This is a genomic window from Porphyrobacter sp. HT-58-2, from assembly GCF_002952215.1.
GTDB lineage: Bacteria > Pseudomonadota > Alphaproteobacteria > Sphingomonadales > Sphingomonadaceae > Erythrobacter.
The window spans coordinates 395,111-412,540 of sequence record NZ_CP022600.1 but is presented as its reverse complement, the minus strand read 5'-3'; the positions used below and the strand labels follow the sequence as shown (position 1 = coordinate 412,540).

Sequence of the window (17,430 nt, the reverse complement as noted above, 5' to 3'; positions counted from 1 at the left end):
TCGAGCGAAGTCGAGACACATTGGCGCGGGGTCTCTCGACTGCGGTTCTCGGCTGCGCTCGAACCTCCGCTCGAGACGAACGGGCTGGGTTCAAATTCCGCGCTGCCCTAATAGTCGCCGCGCCTCGGCGCAATCCTTGTCCATCTGTTCGATCAGCGCCTCAAGGCTGTCGAACTTCGCCTCGCCGCGCAGGTAATGGTGGAAGGCGACTTCGATTTCCTGCCCGTAGAGATCGCCCGAGAAGTCGAAGAAATAGGGTTCGAGCAATTCCTTGGGCGGTTCGAATTGCGGGCGGATGCCGATATTGGCCGCGCCTTTCAGCACCTCGCCGGTCGCCAGAATGCGGCCCGTGACGGCGTAGATGCCGTATCTGGGCCGCAGGTAGCTGTCGATCGCGACATTGGCGGTGGGATAGCCGATCGTCCGGCCCCGCTTGTCGCCGTGTTCGACAATGCCGCGGATCGCGAAGGGCCGGGTGAGCAGGCGCGCGGCCTGCTGCGGATCGCCGTCGCGCAGCGCCTGGCGGATGCGGCTGGAGGAGACGACCTCGCCTCCTTCTGCGACCGCCTCAACCACCCGCGATTGCAACCCCATCGCGCCGCCGAAATCGCGCAGCAGTTCGACATTGCCCTTGGCGCCCTTGCCGAAGGTGAAATCGCCCCCTGTCACCACGCCATGCGCGCCGAAGCGGTCGATCAGGATCTTGGCGATGAAATCCTCCGCACTCGTGCCTGCCAGCTCGGCGTCGAAGTGGAACACCAGCATCGCGGTCGCGCCCGCCGCGAGATAGAGCTCCTGCCGCTGTTCGAGCGTTGTCAGCCGGAACGGCGGCACGTCGGGCTTGAAGAAGCGCACCGGATGCGGATCGAAGGTGGCGATGATCGAGGGGCGGCCTTCCGCCTTGGCCCACCCGATCGCCTCGCCCGCCACGGCCTGATGGCCGCGGTGGAATCCGTCGAAATTGCCGAGCGCGATTATGGCTCCGCGCAGGGCGGCAGGGATCGGGCGGCGGTGATCGAGCCAGCGCATCAGGCGTGCGCCCCCGCGCGGCGGTAGGTCAGGAAGGAGAACGCCGGATGCCCGCCTGCCGCAGCGTGATCCTCGCGCGCGGTCAGCACCCATTCGCGTCCCGGCTCGGCCATGAAGGTATCACCCTGATAATCGGCATGGATCTGCGTCATCTCGATGCGGTGGGCAAGCGGCATGAACACGTCGTAGATCGCCGCCCCGCCGATCACCGCGACCTCGCCGCTGTCATTGCCTGTCGCCGCCAGCGCCAGTGCCTCCTGCACCGATCCGGCCATCTCCACACCCTCGGCGGTAAAGCAGTCACGGCGGGAAAGCACGATATGACGGCGGCCGGGGAGCAGGCCGGGCAGGCTCTCGAAGGTCTTGCGGCCCATCACCATCGGCTTGTTCATGGTCAGCGCCTTGAACCGCTTGAGATCGGCGGGCAGGCGCCAGGGCAGGTCGCCTTCATTGCCGATCGCGCCATTGGCGGCGCGGGCGTAGATCAGCACGATTTCCGGCTTCATTTCAGCACGTGCCCGACGCGGGTGACATGGCCCATCTTGCGCCCCTCGCGGGCTTCGGCCTTGCCGTAGAGGTGGAGGTGCGGCTCACCCGGTTCAGCCAGAATCGCGTGGGCTTTCAGAGCATCCTCGCCGACGATGTTGCGCATCTCGATGCTGGCGAAGCGGGTCTTCGTCACGCCCAGCGGCAGGCCGCAGATCGCGCGGATGTGGTTTTCGAACTGGCTGGTGGCCGCGCCCTCGATGGTCCAGTGGCCCGAATTGTGGACGCGAGGCGCCATTTCGTTGAACACCGGGCCATCGCGGGTGGCGAAGAATTCCAGCGTGAGGACGCCGACATAGCCGAGTTCATCGGCCACCTTGCCCGCCAGATCGCGCGCCTCGCGCACCTGTGCCTCGACCAGCGCGCCCGCCGGCAGCACCGACAGCGCCAGCATCCCGCCTTCGTGCAGGTTCGCGGTCGAATCCCAGAACTTTATCGTTCCGTCCTTGCCCCGCACGAGGATGACCGAGAATTCGGTCTCGTAGGTGACGAAGCCTTCGTAGACGCACGGCACGCCCGGGAAATGCGTGCTGCCCGCCTCCAGCACCGTGCGCACCCGCCACTGGCCCTTGCCGTCATAGCCATCGCGCGCGGTCTTGAGGATGCCGGGGGTGCCGATGGTGATAAAGGCGTCGGCGAGGTCCTGCTCGCTCTCGACCTTCGCATAGGGCGCAGGGGTGCCGCCCAGCTGACTGACGAAATGTTTCTCGTGAAACCTGTCCTGCGCGACCTCCAAAGCGCGCAAGGGGCAGGCGAGCAGGGGGCTGGGCAGGGCCTGGACGGTGGCAACGGGGACGTTCTCGAACTCCCACGTCACCACATCGCAGGCCGCCGCGAACTGCGCGAGCGCCGCCGCATCGTCCCAATCGGCGGTGATGAAATCCGAACAGGCATCGGCCGCGACATTGTCGCCTTCGGGGGCATAGCCGATTACGCGGTAGCCGAGCTGGAGCGCGGACACGGCCATCATCCGGCCCAGCTGCCCGCCGCCAAGAATGCCGATGGTGGAACCGGGTGGAAGCATCAGTCCTCCGGAACCTCGCCCACGGCGGCGCTCTTCGCGGCACGCCAGTCCTGCAGGCGTTCCGACAGCGACTCGTCCCCCAGCGCGAGGATCGCAGCAGCCATCAGTCCGGCATTGCGTGCGCCGGCCTCGCCGATTGCCAGCGTACCGACGGGAATGCCGCCCGGCATCTGCACGATCGAGAGCAGGCTATCGAGCCCCGACAGCGCCTTCGACTGCACCGGCACGCCCAGCACCGGCAGGTGGGTCATGCTGGCGATCATGCCGGGCAGATGCGCCGCACCGCCCGCGCCTGCAATGATGACGCTGAAGCCCTCGCCCTCGGCCCCTTTGGCGAAGGCCACCATCCGGTCAGGGGTGCGATGGGCCGAGACGATCCGCGCTTCATGGGCGACTTCCAGTTCGTCGAGCACCTCGGCGGCGCACTTCATGGTCGGCCAGTCCGACTGGCTCCCCATAACGATGGCAACCTTGCCCCCGGTCACGTCCATCATGCGTCCTTCAGATAATAGCGTTCGCCTGCGACCTGATCGCCATCGAAGTCATAGATGATCGGCTGGCCGGTGGGAATTTCCAGATCGGTGATGTCCGCATCCGAAATGCCCGACAGGTGCTTCACCAGCGCGCGCAGGGAATTGCCGTGGGCGGCGATGATCACGGTTTCACCCGCCGCGAGCATCGGCAGGATCGTGCTTTCCCAATAAGGCAGCACGCGCTCGATCGTCAGCTTGAGGCTTTCGGTGTTGGGGATGGCAATCCCGGCATAGCGCGGGTCTGACGCGAGGTCATAGGTGCTCCCCGCTTCCAGAACCGGGGGCGGAATGTCGAAGCTGCGGCGCCAGATCTTCACCTGATCATCGCCATGCTTTGCCGCAGTTTCGGCCTTGTCGAGCCCGGTCAGCCCGCCATAGTGCCGCTCGTTGAGGCGCCAGTCCTTGACCTCGGGGATCCACAGGCGTCCCGCCGCTTCGAGCGCCAGATGCAGCGTCTTGATCGCGCGGGTCTGGAGCGAGGTGAAGGCATAGGACGGCAGCACGCCTTTGTCCTTCATCAACGCGCCCGCTGCGATCGCTTCGGCTATGCCCCTTTCGGTAAGGTCAACATCCCACCAGCCGGTGAAGCGGTTTTCGAGGTTCCACTGGCTCTGGCCGTGGCGAACAAGGATGAGCTTGGGCATTCTTTCTCCGTTGTGCCGCGCCGCCCACTCCCCCGCCCTTCCACCCGGATGGTAACCCGATAGGCTCCGGGTGGAAGGGCGCAGGGAGCGGGCGGCTTGGTCCAGACGATCAATCTCTGGGCGCCGCGTTAGCTTTCCGGGGGTGAATTGGGAAGGGGCCGCGCGCTATCCGAATCACCAAGCGCGCGCGCCTGCGCCTTGCGGCGTCGCAGATTTTCGCGCAGCTTCGCCGCTAGGCGCTCCTCACGGGAAAGATTCTTGCGGGGCTCTTCACTCATATGAAACGCCTTGGAGAATAGACGCGCCGTCATCAACCCCCGCTTGACAATGGGGGGCAGCGCGACAATAGGGCGCGCCTGTTCCGGCGCTGCTGTAGCTCAGTGGTAGAGCGCACCCTTGGTAAGGGTGAGGTCGGGAGTTCAATCCTCCCCAGCAGCACCAGTTTTCAGGCACTTAGAACGCGGTTCGGCGTTTCGTATGGAATGAGTACGGAAAATACGCCGTGGCTAGGCCGCCTCAAATCCCTCGGATCGAATCTGGATCAGAGACCGGCTCCGCTCGGGCAGTGGGGAACGTTATACACCCTACGCGACGGATCGCAGCATCTATTCCCCAGAATTATCGTGGTAATACAGGGTGATAGCGAGCGCGCTCTGGAAGTGGCAGCTTTCCAATCAAATCTGATTGAACCAGAAATCGCCAATCGCATCTGATTGACAGGTCCGTAGCCTGTTGAATAGGCTCGATTTTCCGTTGGATGGGCGACTCGCCGGATCCGATTGATGCCGCCTTACCTTTCGACATCAATTTGGGGCACATCGGTGGGGGAGGTGAAGCTCGCGCTCCCACCACACACAGGCTGCTCGTCTATTTTAAGAAAGGGCTCGAAGTGCGACCGGGCGACGCCGCTTTCTTCTGCGGGCACAAACACTGTTGCGAAGTCGCCCTGCCGCGGCATCGGAAACCGTATGCCCTTGGTTGATATACGCCACTCGTAATCGTCCGAGAGTTATAGTTTGGCGCTCGTAGTTCATTTGTAACGGATGAGGCCCCCTTGTGAGAACATGGCGCGTACCACCTCAATGAGAGAGCGGGCCAGCCGGATATGCGGAGGACAGGGAAGTCTGACCTTTGGCAAGCGCAAGGTGTCCGTTGAGCGATCCCTTTCGGACAAGCGGCGGAAAGGTGCCATCGCTGTTGCGAAAGGCGAGGGCACTGGCAGCAACGTGTCGTTGAGCCGCTTTTCAAGGGATGTGACACACAAGCCTCTATGTGGCCCATCTAATAGTTGGTGTCTCAATCTGCATTTTGTTGAGATCTAGGTTTCGTGGACAACGGGTATCCAGAGTTTGACTGAGGCGAGCGCGACGAAGCCGAGGTAGGATTCCTTGGTCTTGTCGTAGCGTGTCGCGACCCTGCGCCAGTTCTTGAGTTTGTTGAACAGCCGCTCGATCAGGTTTCGCCATTTGTATTTGGCGCGGTCATGCGGAGCGGGGTTACGACGGTTGACCTTGGCCGGGATCACGGCCTCGACGCCTGCCGCCTCGATCTCCTCGCGGATGGCATCGGCATCGTATCCCCGATCGGCCAAGAAGGCCTCGATCCGGTCGGTTATCATGCGGAACAGTGGAGCAAAGCCCTGCACATCGTGGGCCTGTCCCGGTGTCAGCACGAAGCCGAGCGGGAGACCTCTGGCATCGCACCTTGCGTGGAGCTTGGTGGCGTCACCTCAAGCTTTGTACGCTGAACAACGATTTTCCGGACATAATGTGAACATTGGTGTCAGGCAGCGGCGCGAAGGTACTGGTAGAGGGTTTCGCGGCTGATGCCCATGTCGCGCGCGATGGTCGCCTTGCGTTCACCGGCGGCAACGCGGCGGTGCAGATCGGCAATCATCTCATCCGAGAGCGACCGTTTCCGCCCCCGATAGGCGCCGCGCTGCCGAGCGATCGCAATGCCTTCGCGTTGCCGTTCGCGGATCAGGGCGCGCTCGAACTCAGCAAACGCACCCATGACCGAGAGCATCAGATTGGCCATCGGGGAGTCCTCCCCCGAGAAGGACAGGCTTTCCTTCTCAAACTCGATCCGGATACCTCGCTTGGTGAGGCCTTGGACCAGCTTGCGCAGGTCATCCAGATTGCGGGCCAACCGATCCATGCTGTGGACGACGACGGTATCGCCTTCGCGGGCGAAAGTGAGCAGAGCCTCAAGCTGGGGGCGGTTGACGTCCTTGCCCGATGCCTTGTCGGTGAAGGTCCGATCGAGCGACTGACCTTCCAATTGGCGATCCACATTCTGATCGAACGTGCTGACCCGGACATAGCCGATCCGTTGCCCCTTCACTGCGCACTCTCTCCATCAAAATGTCAGGTTGAAATCTATGATACGCAACGACATTCGTCAACAAATTCCGTTTAGTACCCTAATCTGACAGAAACCGCGGTAGCGCCCTGACGTCCGGTTAGGCTATACTCCAAGCTGACATCACAAAATCAAATCCCTCAAAGATGGCGTCAATTGCCTTGATGGGGTAAAAACTGGAGTGCTTCCAGGAGGGGACATTCGGCAACGTCATCTCCAGTGCATCTGGCTAACGTGGTCGCCAGCGTCACCGCTATCTTCTGCAAATCTGCAATGCGGCGGCGGACATCTTCAAGGTGGAGTTCGGTTCTCGCCATAACCTCCGCGCAGGTTTGTGCACCGGTATCGGTGAGCGACAACAATGACCGTATCTCATCCATTGCATAGCCAAGGTCGCGCGCGCGCAGGATGAACTGCAACCTTTGCACCAGTTCCGGCGAATAGACGCGGTAGCCGTTGGAACTGCGAGGCGGCCCCGGCAGCAATCCCACCTTCTCGTAATAGCGGATGGTTTCGAGATTGCAGCCTGTTTTCCGGGCAAGCTGGGCACGCAAGATGCCGACCTGTTGCTCCATGAAAATACCTCTTGAGTCTGTAGTGGCTACAGAGCCTACACTGCGAATCACTCAGTTGGAACAAGGGATTCAAGCCATGGTCTCAACGCCGGAAGCGGGACAGCCAGCCCTCACCGAAAACCACGAGCCGAAGCAGGCAAACTGGGTTGCGGCGGGCGCATTGATCGGCGCGGGGCTCGCCTCGGCTTGCTGCGTCGTCCCGCTACTGTTGGTTATGCTCGGAATTTCCGGCGCGTGGATCGCCAACCTGACGGCGCTCGAACCTTACAAGCCCTATGTCGCAGGCGTAACGCTCGCGCTGCTCGGCTACGGCTTCTGGCATGTCTATTTCAAGCCGAAACCGCCCTGTGAAGACGGTTCCTACTGCGCTCGTCCACAATCGGCTTGGACCACCAAGGCGGTGCTGTGGCTGGGCCTTGCCGTCGCCATCCTGGCGCTCACCATCGACTGGTGGGCACCCTGGTTCTATTGAAAGGAAATACCCATGAAAAAGACAGTATGTATCGCTATGGCCGTGCTGGCTATGGCTGGCGGCGGGGTCGCCTATGCAGTTAGTGGCACGGCGCAAGATCGCCCCGCGGCTACCGCAACCGCTCAGAAGCAAACCACCTTTGCCATAGAGAACATGACCTGCGCCACCTGCCCGATCACCGTGAAGAAGGCGATGGAAGGCGTCGCCGGGGTAACGGCGGTCACGGTCGATTTCGCAGCCAAGACCGCGCGCGCAACCTATAACCCGCGCCGCACCAATGCTGCTGCGATTGCCGCTGCATCAACCAACGCGGGTTATCCGGCGCGCGCTATTCAAAACTGAGCGGGGCGCCGCCAGCGCCTCAAGAAAGCGATAAGCAATGAACGACTGTTGCAACCGCCCCGGGCAGGAAGGATTTGACGTGGCCGTCATCGGCGCGGGTTCTGCCGGGTTCTCCGCCGCGATCGCCGCTGCCGATCTGGGCGCGAAAGTGGCGCTCGTCGGTCACGGCACGATTGGCGGCACCTGTGTCAATGTTGGCTGCGTTCCTTCCAAGACGCTGATCCGCGCCGCCGAAGCGGTGCATGGTGGGCTTGCCGCCGCGCGCTTTCCCGGCCTTGGGGGCGCTGTCCAGATGGATGACTGGTCCGTATTGGCGGCGTCGAAGGACGATCTTGTCACGACGCTGCGCCAAAAAAAATATGTCGATCTGCTGCCCGCCTATGACGGTGTGAGCTATATCGAGGGCAAGGCACGCTTTGCCGATGGTGCGCTGATTGTCGGCGATGCGCCCATGAAGGTCGGCAAGGTCATATTGGCGATGGGTGCGCACGCCGCCGTGCCGCCGATTCCGGGGATGGACAGCGTGCCCTACCTAACCAGCACATCGGCGCTGGCGCTGGATCGCTTGCCCAAATCGCTGCTGGTGATCGGTGGCGGGGTGATCGGGGTAGAACTGGGACAGATGTTTTCGCGTCTGGGCGTTGATGTCACCATCTGCTGCCGAAGCCGCCTGCTCCCCGAAATGGACCCGGAAGTGAGTGCCGCGCTGAAAAACTATTTGGAAGCCGAGGGCGTGCGGGTTTGCGCAGGTGTCGGCTATCAGCGTATCGCCCAAACACAGAGCGGGGTCGAATTGACCTGCGAGGGGCATTGTGACACAGTCGCGGCGGAACAGGTGCTCATCGCCACCGGACGCCGACCCAATAGCGACGGGCTTGGGCTGGAGGAGCGCGGCATAGTGCTTGCCCGTAATGGTGGAATCGTCGTCGATGACCACCTCGAAACGTCGGTTCCAGGCATTTACGCGGCGGGCGATGTAACGGGACGGGACCAGTTCGTCTACATGGCCGCCTATGGCGCAAAACTGGCCGCGCGCAACGCGGTGACGGGCAACCAATACCGCTACGACAATTCCTCCATGCCATCCGTCGTCTTCACCGACCCGCAAGTCGCCAGCGCCGGCCTCACTGAAACGACAGCACGGGCGCAAGGCCTGGACATCAAGGTTTCGCTGCTCCCGCTCGATGCTGTGCCAAGGGCACTGGCAGCACGCGATACGCGGGGTCTCATCAAACTGATTGCCGACAAGGCGAACGACCGTTTGCTGGGCGGCCAGATCATGGCACCCGAAGGCGCGGATTCGATCCAGACACTGGTGCTGGCGATCAAACACGGCATGACCACCCTGGAATTGGGTGCAACGATATTTCCTTACCTGACCACTGTGGAAGGCCTCAAACTGGCGGCCCAAACGTTTGATAAGGATGTCGCCAAACTGTCTTGCTGCGCCGGGTGATTGCTCGGGGATCAACCGGCAACGAATGGCCTCCCTCCAGTGCAAGCCGCTTTGGTGTCAATTTTGTTATTCGCCTCAGCGGGAGAGCAAAATGGCACGACGCCGACTTCTGACCGGAGACGAGCGCCGGCGCCTGTTCGATCCTCCTGTCCAAGAAACCGCGATCATTGGGCATTATACCCTTTCTGCGGAAGATGTTGAATTGGTTGGGCGCCGCTATGGTCCAGCAAATCGCCTCGGTCTGGCTGCACAAATCGCTTTGATGCGACATCCCGGCTTTGGTCTGCAACCCGAGATCGGGCTTCCCGACGTCATTCTTCAGTACCTCGCGGCACAGTTATTCGTCGATCCTTCCTCCTTCTCTGCATATGGTCAGCGCGCGCAAACCCGTACCGATCATGCCGATCTCGTGGCGCGTTATCTTGGCATACGCCCGTTTCGACGCGGCGACCTGGCACTTGCCCTGAATCTTGCCGCGCAAGCCGCCGAGTATACAGACAGAGGTGAACCGATTGTTCGCGCCCTCATGGTTGGCCTGAAGGGTGAGCGGTTCATTCTTCCGTCAGGCGACACACTGGAACGCGCCGGTCTTGCTGGCCGGGCACGCGCACGCAAAGCTGCCGCAGCCGCAATCGTCGAAGGCCTCAGCTCTGCTGGACTGACACGACTAGACGAACTCGTAATCAACAACCCGGATTTCGGCATGACACCGCTGGCGTGGTTGCGTAATTTCGAAGAAGCCCCGACTGCGGCCAATATCAATGGCTTGCTTGAGCGCCTGCGCTATGTTCGCGGCATAGGTATCCACCCGGTAGTTGGGGGCGCCATTCCGGAATTCCGCTTTGCCCAATTTGTCCGCGAGGGCGGCGTGGCACCGGCATTCCTGCTTTCGGATTACAGCGTCAATCGCAGGCGGGCGACGTTGACGGCCGCAGTGATCGACCTTGAGGCCAGACTTGCCGATGGCGCGATCCAAATGTTTGACCGACTTATCGGCGGCATGTTCACGCGCGCGCGGCGTGGGCGCGAGCGTCGCTACCAAGATAGTATTCAGTCGGTGGGGCAACTCATGCGGCTGTTTGGCGCCACGATTACAGCACTTGATGAGGCTGTCCAGAATGGCGGCGATCCGCTCGAATTGATTGACGAAGCGGTGGGCTGGCACCGGCTTGTTGCGGCAAAGGCCCAAGTAGATGCCCTTGCTGATCTTGCCGGCGAGGACGCACTGGTAACGGCAACCGAGCGTTACGCCACGCTACGGCGTTTCAGCCCGGCATTTCTGGACGCCTTCACCTTCAAGGCGTCTGGAACAGGGACGGCACTGATCAAAGCCATCGATGTCATTCGCGATGCGAACACACGAAAGTCGCGCGACCTTCCCGATGGCGTTCCACTGCCATTCCCCAATCGGCAGTGGAAGCGTCTCATCACCGAAAGCGGCCGTATCGACCGCCGACGTTATGAAATTGCGATCATGGCAACCTTGCGTGATCGTTTGCGCGCCGGTGATGTATGGATCGAGGGAACCCGCAACTATCAGCGCTTCGATGCCTATTTGCTGGGTCGGCGCGACGCCGCCAAAGTGGCGGATGTGCTTCCGTTCGATTCAAATGCTGCATCCTACCTCGCTGACCGGGCACGAAATCTTGACTGGCGGCTGCGCCGATTTGCCAAGCAGTTGAAAACAAACAAGCTTGAGGGAGTGTCGCTCGAACGAGACCGGCTCAAGCTTCAGCAAATGCCGCCTGTCACCCCACCGGAAGCTGAAGCCCTCGATCGCAAGCTCGATACCCTGCTTCCCCGCGTGCGCATCACCGAGCTGCTGCTTGAAGTCGCCGAACGCACTGGTTTTTTGAACGCATTCCGTGACCTGCGCTCAGGCAAGGAGCACGACAACCCCAGCACGGTACTCGCCGCAATTCTGGCTGATGGCACCAACCTCGGGCTGGAGCGGATGGCCAATGCCAGCGAAGGCGTCAGCTATGCCCAACTCGCATGGACCCACAACTGGTATCTTTCACCCGAGAACTATCAGGCCGCGCTGGCCATGATCATCTCAGCCCATCACGAATTACCCTTCGCGCGGCATTGGGGCGCTGGCACCAGTTCGTCGTCCGATGGCCAGTTCTTCCGGTCGGGGCGGAGCCGTTCAGGGGCGGCGGACGTCAATGCCAAATATGGCGCCGAACCTGGCGTGAAAATCTATTCTCACCTTTCCGATCACTTCGCATCATTCGGATCACGGATCATGTCCGCGACGGCAGGTGAAGCGCCTTACGTGCTCGACGGGCTTGTCCTGGGCGCCGGCAACCTTCCGTTGCATGAGCACTATACCGATACCGGCGGCGCCACCGATCATGTTTTCGCACTCTGCCACCTACTCGGGTTCCGCTTCGCGCCCCGGCTGCGCGATATTGGCGACCGCAAGCTGGGTTCGATCGCTGCGCCATCGACATACAAGGGCATCGAAAATCTGATGGGCCGCACCATCAAAACGGCAGCGATCGAGGCCGATTGGGATGACATCGTCAGGATTGTCGCCTCAATCAAGGATGGCACGGTGGCGCCGTCAGTAATCTTGCGAAAACTTGCCGCCTACAAACGCCAGAACAGGCTGGATTTTGCATTGGCTGAACTGGGCCGTATCGAGCGCACTTTGTTCACGCTCGATTGGCTTGAACAACCGGAACTGCGACGTGCCTGTCAGGCCGGTCTCAACAAAGGCGAGGCGAGGCACACGCTTGCCGCCGCCATCTATACCAACCGGCAGGGTCGGTTCACCGATCGCTCGCTGGAAAATCAGGAATTTCGCGCATCTGGGCTGAACCTGCTGATTGCGGCGATTTCCTACTGGAACACGGTCTATCTCGACCGGGCCGCCCAGCACCTCAACGCTGTCGGCACGACGTTCGATGCGGCACTGCTTGCGCACCTTTCTCCGATGGGCTGGGCGCACATCAGTCTGACCGGCGATTACCTCTGGGAGCAGGCCAGGCGACTTCCAGCAGGTGAATTCCACCCACTCAACGAGCCAATGGCGCGGTTGAAGCGTTTAGCGTAGCCCATGTTCCGCTTATGTCCGAGAAATCGTTGTCTGGCGAACAAACCTTGAGGTGACGCCCACCTTTGCCCCCGACACCGCCGCCGCCCCGGACTGGGCGCGCACCAAGGGCTGGGAGACGTTGAGCTGGGGCGCAGCCGAACGCGCGCTGGGCGATGGCTGGCGCGCTAGGGCTGCGCTTGCCTACGGCACCTTCGCCACCGACCGCGAGGCTTTCGTCTTCCTCGACAATGTCAGCGCAGACGGGGTGGGGACGATCAATGCCAGCGCCTTTGGCGAGACCAACGGGCGCGCAGTCTCGGGCGAGGGCCTGCTCGAACGCCAATGGAACGCGCCCTACGGACCGGCGCGAGTGAGCTTTGCCGTGATTGGCCGCGATCAACGCTCCGACCTGTCGGACGCGCGCGACGATACCGGGGGGAACGTCACCATCGGTGAGCCGCTCGCCATCGCCGATCCCGGCGCGCCTGATACCATCGCCGCGCGCGATGCGATCCGCGAGGGGCGCCTTGCCGCCTCGGCCAGCTATCCGCTTGCCAAGTGGTTGCTGGTCTCGGGCAGTGTCCAGCGGGTGCATTACACGAAGGCCTACACCCCCACCGGCACCAGCGCTGCCCCGCGCACTGACCGCGAGTGGGCCGGGCACCTCGCCGCCACAGTGGCGCTGGCCGATGAAATCTCGGTCTATGGCGCGTGGGTCACGGGGCTGGAGGAAAGCGGCACCGCGCCTGCCATCGCGGTCAACGCCAACGAGACGCTGCCCGCCTTGCGCGCCACTCAGCGTGAGGTCGGGGCCAAGTGGCGGATCACGCCCGAGGCAACGCTGCTGGTCTCCGGCTTCGACATCACCAAGGGCGCGCCGGGGTTCGACAACGCGGGCGTGTGGCTGCTGAACGGCACCCGCAGGCACCGGGGGATCGAGGCCTCACTGGTCGCGCCCCTCGGCCCGGTGCAGGTGGTTGCGGGGGCGCTCTATCTCGATGCGATCATTACCGAAGCGAGCGGTCTTCGCGCCGAGGTGGTGAACCAGCCGCGCTGGCGTGGTTCGGTCAACGCCCAGTGGCAAGCGACACCGCGCCTTGCGGTCGATGCGGGCGCATATCTGCTCGGCAACGCCCCTGCCCGGCGCGACGGCACCGCCATCATCCCGGCGCGCACCGACCTGTCGCTCGGCATCACTTGGGCGCTGGGCGAGGGCGAGACTGCACCCACCCTGCGTATCGCCGGATCAAACCTGCTCGACAACCGAGGGTGGGACGCGAACGACGATGAAAGCCTCTCCGCTATCGAAAGCCGCGCGGTGAGGGCATCGCTTGCGTTCCAGTGGTGAGTGACGGCAGGGGGCGCACACTTAGTTATCGATTGGGCCCGCACGCTTGCCACAGCCCTTCAACAGTCGGAACGGTGGTCGCCGTCACACAGCTCATGTTTCGCTAACGCAGCGATTACCCGGCAGTCGATGGAAAGGCCCCCACGACAGCGGCCAATAATCCTGCTCAATTCGTCCCGCAAAGCAGTGAGCTGGAAAATTTTGGCTTCAACCTGCGCGAGTTGGCGAGAGGCGATAAGGTCACCCGCCTGGCAGTCGCGGTCTGGATGATCGGACAAATCGAGCAGCGAGCGGATGTCCTCGATAGTGAACCCCAGATCGCGCGAATGGCGGATGAAAGAAAGTCGCTGACGTTCCGATAGCCCGTAAGAGCGGTAATTGCCTGATGTGCGCGGTGGTGGCGGCAGCAGCCCGATCCGCTCGTAATACCGGATGGTTTCGACATTGGTGCCGGTGGCCTTCGATAGTTCGCCGATTTTCATCGCTTGACCCTGTAGCTGCTACAGGGTGCATAAGCCTCAGCGACTCGAACACAAAGCGAAGATTGGGGCAATGAGCATCATTCGAACAGCCTATCGAAAAGAGCTGGCGGCATATCGCGTCGCGCGTGCCAACGGCGATCACGTCAGTGCCTGGCAAAGGCTCGAACGCGGGCACATCATCGCTCAGGGTAGTCTGCCGCTGCATCTCCACTCGCACGGCGTAATGCTGGCATTCGCGGTGTCGCGGCGCGAATGGGCCGAGGTTGCAGGCCAGGTGCTGCGTCTGTTTCTAGCGCCATTGGGCACACTGACCGGTCGCACGCCGATGGGAAATACCGGGCGATCGGACGTCAGTGCTTTTGCCTCTATGCCAATACCGGCGGATATTGCGCAGATCGTGAATGCAGGCCGTGATTGATTGTCAGAGCGTGCGCTGCCTTAGGGTTAGAACCCCCAATTGGTCAGGCGCGGTACGCCAAAAGCCGAAGTGCATTAACCACCACAATGATGGTCGATCCCTCATGCACGGCCACTGCTGGACCGATGCCGAGACCCATGATCGTGGCGGGAACCAGGAACCCTACAACGCCGAGGCTCACAAATACGTTCTGCCTGATGATCCCGCGTGTGTGCCGGCTCAAGCCCACAGCGAATGGCAAGTGCGCGAGGTCGTCGGCCATGAGGGCAACGTCGGCTGTCTCCAGCGCCACATCCGATCCTGCTGCCCCCATGGCGATGCCGACCGTAGCACTGGCCATGGCAGGTGCATCATTGACGCCGTCGCCAACCATCGCGACCCTGTCTTCGCCCGCAAGCTTTTTGATCGCGAAAACCTTGTCCTCCGGCATGAGATCACCCCATGCTTCATCAATCCCGACGTCCTTGGCGATGGCTTCGGCAACCTTTTGATGATCCCCCGAGATCATGATCATCCGGGTGATGCCCAACTCACGCAAGCGGAGCAGCGCGGATTTGGCCGCTTCGCGAGGTGTATCAAGCAGGCCGATCGCGCCGAGGTCACGATTCCCTTTTCGGACCAGCATCGTCGTTCGTCCGTTTTCGCGCAGTGACGCTATCGCGTCCTGTGCCTCCTGCCCCAGCGCCGGAATTGCGTCCTTACCGAACATTTCGGATTTGCCGATCCACACCGTCTCGCCGTCCACGGTCGCGGTAACACCCCGGCCGGTAAGATTCTTGAGATCGGCGGCATGGGGCAGGGCGCGCGCCCCCAGACGTGCGCTACCATCCCTGACGATCGCCTGGGCCAGTGGATGATCGCTCAATGCTTCGACAGCGACCGCAGTCGCAAGCAGTTCACTTTCATCAGTGCCACCGAGAGGGACGATGTCGGTAATGCGCGGGCGGCCTTCGGTCAAAGTGCCGGTCTTGTCGAATGCTATTGCCTTGAGGGAACCGAGATTTTCCAAGGGTGCGCCGCCCTTGATAAGTACACCGCCGCGCGCTGCGCGCGCCACACCCGATAGAACCGCGCTTGGCGTCGCAATGGCAAGCGCGCAGGGGCTCGCCGCAACCAGCACCGCCATCGCGCGGTAGAAGCTGTCGCGGAACGGCTCGTCGATAACGGTCCAGGCAAATAGCAGCACGACCGACATAATCAGGACAGCGGGGACGAAGACCCTTTCGAAACGGTCGGTAAAGCGCTGCGTCGGGGATTTTTGCGTCTCCGCTTCGCTCACCATCTTCACAACTTTCGCGAGCGCGCTTTCACTGGAGCGGCGGGTCACCTCAATCTCGATCGCGCCGCTGCCATTGATCGTACCGGCAAATACCCGGCTTTGCGGATCAACCATGTCGGGCTTGGCGCGTGCGGCGACCACGTCAGCTACCGGTATCTTGTCGACCGGGATACTTTCGCCGGTGACGGGCGCCTGGTTGATCGCGCTCGATCCCTTCAGAACGAAGCCGTCGGCGGACAAGCGCTCGTTCGGACGCACGATGACTATGTCGCCGACCACCAATTGTTCGACGTCGATTTCGCTGGTCGCCCCATCGCGGCGCACCGTTGCGGTCTCAGGGGCGAGCTTCGCCAGGGCTTCAATTGCCTTCTTGGCACGGCCCATGGCATAATGCTCCAGCGCGTGTCCGAGACTGAACAGGAACAGGAGTAGTGCGCCTTCGGCCCACGCCCCCAAGGCGGCTGCCCCGGCGGCGGCGACCAGCATCAGGGTGTCGATCTCGAACTTCTTCAACCGAAGGTTGTCATTCGCCTCGCGCAGCGTGAAGAAACCACCGAAAAAATAGGCTGCCATATAGCAGGCGGTCGGGAGCCAAGCGGGCGGACCGGCTATCAGCTTCTCAATTGCGAAGCCCATTCCCAGCAGCGCGCCGCAGGCGAGGGCAAAGATCAGTTCAGTGTTGGGGCCTAGAAAATCAGCGTGGCTGTGATCGTGACCATCACCGGAGCTATGCCGTTCCTCGGCCGCACCATGGCTACCAGCCCCATGATCATGACCGGCATGATCATCGGCACTGACCCGCTTTTCGATGCCAACCTTGAGTTTGCGAAGGGCCGAAAGCACTTCCTCTTCGGTGGTCTCGCGGCGATCATATTCGACCCGCACAGACCCCCCTGAACTGGCGCTGGCCTGTACCACGCCGGGCAAGGCGCACAGCGCAGCGCTGATCGTTCGAGCGCGACGCTCGTGGTTGATCCCCGTCGCTTGCCAGATTGCATGACCATAGCGCTCGGTGATTTCAGCGCCGGCCGCGCGCACGATTTCGCGCAAACGCGGCAAAGGCAGCTTGGCAGCGTCGAAATGGATGCACAGCGCCGCTGGCGTATCGTCGTCGACACAGATGACATGCGCCCGCTCGACGCCTTCGCGCTTCGTCAGCGTTGCTAAGAGACGATCGAGACATGCGTCAGCTGCGTCGGGAAGGTCGGGCAATAGCACCGGAATGTCGAGTTCGAGCTTGTCATTCATGACGACCTCCCGTCGTTGTATTGGGTTCGGTGCGTGCGTCGCGCAGGATTTCGACGCCGCCCTTGATGGCGATGAGGGCGGTAGCGAAACCGACGAGCAAGTCCGGCCAGTTCGTACCCAGCCAGAACACCAGCACGCCGGCAATCAGGATGCCGCCGTTGGAGATGAAGTCGTTGAAGCTGAAAGTGGTCGCGGCCCGGAGATTGACGTCCGGTTCCTTGATGCGTTGAAGCAGCCGAAGGCAGAGGTAGTTTACCGCGCCAGCAATCGCGGACATCACCATCATGGTCGGTCCGATGGGCTCGCTCCCCTGGATAAAGCGCCGCCCGACATCGAGCAGGATGCCCCCCGCAAACAACAGCAGCATGACGCCTGAAGCCATCGCTGCGCGGGTCTTCCATGTCTGACCCCGGGTCAGTGCTACAAGGCTCAGCGCGTAAACGGCCGTATCGGACAGGTTATCGACGCCATTGGCGATCAGCGCGCTCGAATCTGCAACAGCGCCGGTAACAAAGAAGCCCCCCGCGATTGCCGCATTGAGCAGCAGCACGATCCAGAGCGTGCGGCGCTCCTGCGAGTTGTCATTGTCGTTCACGGCAATCACGGCTTTCTCTCCCCAACCACGAGGCT

At 61.9% G+C, this 17,430-nt stretch carries 17 protein-coding genes and 1 tRNA gene; 7 read left to right on the top strand and 11 right to left on the bottom strand.

Annotated features, from left to right (window positions below; translation table 11 throughout):
• Positions 1-90 precede the first annotated feature (90 nt).
• From CHX26_RS02015 to gpmA, 5 genes are read right to left on the bottom strand one after another with little or no spacing between them, the layout of a single operon-like run.
• The gene (locus CHX26_RS02015; RefSeq protein ID WP_104940935.1) at positions 91-1,029 is read right to left on the bottom strand and encodes a bifunctional riboflavin kinase/FAD synthetase; all 939 of its coding nucleotides are present in this window, start codon (positions 1,027-1,029) and stop codon (positions 91-93) included.
• Positions 1,029-1,535, bottom strand: coding sequence for a dihydrofolate reductase (locus tag CHX26_RS02010; protein ID WP_104940934.1), 507 nt, complete (start codon positions 1,533-1,535; stop codon positions 1,029-1,031). The genes CHX26_RS02015 and CHX26_RS02010 overlap by 1 nt, the downstream gene beginning before the upstream one ends.
• The gene (locus CHX26_RS02005) at positions 1,532-2,599 is read right to left on the bottom strand and encodes a 5-(carboxyamino)imidazole ribonucleotide synthase (protein WP_104940933.1); all 1,068 of its coding nucleotides are present in this window, start codon (positions 2,597-2,599) and stop codon (positions 1,532-1,534) included. The genes CHX26_RS02010 and CHX26_RS02005 overlap by 4 nt, the downstream gene beginning before the upstream one ends.
• Entirely contained in the window at positions 2,599-3,090 is a 492-nt protein-coding gene (gene purE / locus CHX26_RS02000; protein WP_104940932.1) for a 5-(carboxyamino)imidazole ribonucleotide mutase, read from the bottom strand. Before purE ends, CHX26_RS02005 begins: the two co-directional genes overlap by 1 nt.
• Complete coding sequence (gene gpmA, locus CHX26_RS01995; protein WP_104940931.1) at positions 3,090-3,776, bottom strand: 2,3-diphosphoglycerate-dependent phosphoglycerate mutase; 687 nt, start codon at positions 3,774-3,776, stop codon at positions 3,090-3,092. Before gpmA ends, purE begins: the two co-directional genes overlap by 1 nt.
• A 366-nt stretch (positions 3,777-4,142) precedes the next feature.
• On the opposite strand from gpmA, the gene CHX26_RS01985 reads away from it, so the two are divergent.
• Positions 4,143-4,217: transfer RNA gene (locus tag CHX26_RS01985), tRNA-Thr, on the top strand.
• An 877-nt stretch (positions 4,218-5,094) separates the two neighbouring features.
• Here the strand turns inward: CHX26_RS01985 and CHX26_RS01980 are convergent.
• The 3 genes from CHX26_RS01980 to CHX26_RS01965 form a co-directional block, all read right to left on the bottom strand.
• Positions 5,095-5,448 carry an IS5 family transposase gene (locus tag CHX26_RS01980; RefSeq protein WP_104940929.1) on the bottom strand — a complete coding sequence of 118 codons (354 nt, stop codon included), beginning with the start codon at positions 5,446-5,448 and terminating at the stop codon, positions 5,095-5,097.
• 110 nt (positions 5,449-5,558) lie between these two features.
• Entirely contained in the window at positions 5,559-6,119 is a 561-nt protein-coding gene (locus tag CHX26_RS01970; RefSeq protein ID WP_004213255.1) for a recombinase family protein, read from the bottom strand.
• Positions 6,120-6,289: 170 nt separating this feature from the next.
• On the bottom strand, positions 6,290-6,712 hold the full coding sequence (locus CHX26_RS01965; protein ID WP_104940928.1) for a MerR family transcriptional regulator: 423 nt from the start codon (positions 6,710-6,712) through the stop codon (positions 6,290-6,292).
• A 76-nt stretch (positions 6,713-6,788) separates the two neighbouring features.
• Between CHX26_RS01965 and CHX26_RS01960 the strand changes: the two genes are divergently transcribed.
• From CHX26_RS01960 to CHX26_RS01940, 5 genes are all read left to right on the top strand, one after another.
• The gene (locus CHX26_RS01960) at positions 6,789-7,184 is read left to right on the top strand and encodes a mercuric transporter MerT family protein (protein ID WP_014072602.1); all 396 of its coding nucleotides are present in this window, start codon (positions 6,789-6,791) and stop codon (positions 7,182-7,184) included.
• A 12-nt stretch (positions 7,185-7,196) separates the two neighbouring features.
• On the top strand, positions 7,197-7,526 hold the full coding sequence (locus CHX26_RS01955; protein WP_004213249.1) for a heavy-metal-associated domain-containing protein: 330 nt from the start codon (positions 7,197-7,199) through the stop codon (positions 7,524-7,526).
• Positions 7,527-7,605: 79 nt separating this feature from the next.
• Positions 7,606-8,982 carry a mercury(II) reductase gene (gene merA / locus CHX26_RS01950; RefSeq protein WP_021222959.1) on the top strand — a complete coding sequence of 459 codons (1,377 nt, stop codon included), beginning with the start codon at positions 7,606-7,608 and terminating at the stop codon, positions 8,980-8,982.
• A gap of 91 nt (positions 8,983-9,073) precedes the next feature.
• Positions 9,074-12,043 (top strand): Tn3 family transposase, encoded by a 2,970-nt coding sequence (locus CHX26_RS01945; protein WP_104940927.1) that lies wholly within the window; start codon positions 9,074-9,076, stop codon positions 12,041-12,043.
• 52 nt (positions 12,044-12,095) lie between these two features.
• On the top strand, positions 12,096-13,373 hold the full coding sequence (locus CHX26_RS01940; protein ID WP_172449651.1) for a TonB-dependent receptor domain-containing protein: 1,278 nt from the start codon (positions 12,096-12,098) through the stop codon (positions 13,371-13,373).
• 59 nt (positions 13,374-13,432) lie between these two features.
• Here the strand turns inward: CHX26_RS01940 and CHX26_RS01935 are convergent, their stop codons facing one another.
• The gene (locus CHX26_RS01935) at positions 13,433-13,855 is read right to left on the bottom strand and encodes a MerR family transcriptional regulator (protein WP_104940925.1); all 423 of its coding nucleotides are present in this window, start codon (positions 13,853-13,855) and stop codon (positions 13,433-13,435) included.
• Positions 13,856-13,925: 70 nt separating this feature from the next.
• On the opposite strand from CHX26_RS01935, the gene CHX26_RS01930 reads away from it, so the two are divergent.
• Positions 13,926-14,273, top strand: a complete 348-nt coding sequence (locus tag CHX26_RS01930; protein ID WP_081096481.1) for a DUF3703 domain-containing protein — start codon at positions 13,926-13,928, stop codon at positions 14,271-14,273.
• A 43-nt stretch (positions 14,274-14,316) separates the two neighbouring features.
• On the opposite strand, the gene CHX26_RS01925 is transcribed toward CHX26_RS01930, so the two are convergent.
• Positions 14,317-16,800, bottom strand: coding sequence for a heavy metal translocating P-type ATPase (locus CHX26_RS01925; protein WP_104940924.1), 2,484 nt, complete (start codon positions 16,798-16,800; stop codon positions 14,317-14,319).
• Positions 16,793-17,404 (bottom strand): cation diffusion facilitator family transporter, encoded by a 612-nt coding sequence (locus CHX26_RS01920; protein WP_104940923.1) that lies wholly within the window; start codon positions 17,402-17,404, stop codon positions 16,793-16,795. Before CHX26_RS01920 ends, CHX26_RS01925 begins: the two co-directional genes overlap by 8 nt.
• Positions 17,405-17,430 lie beyond the last annotated feature (26 nt).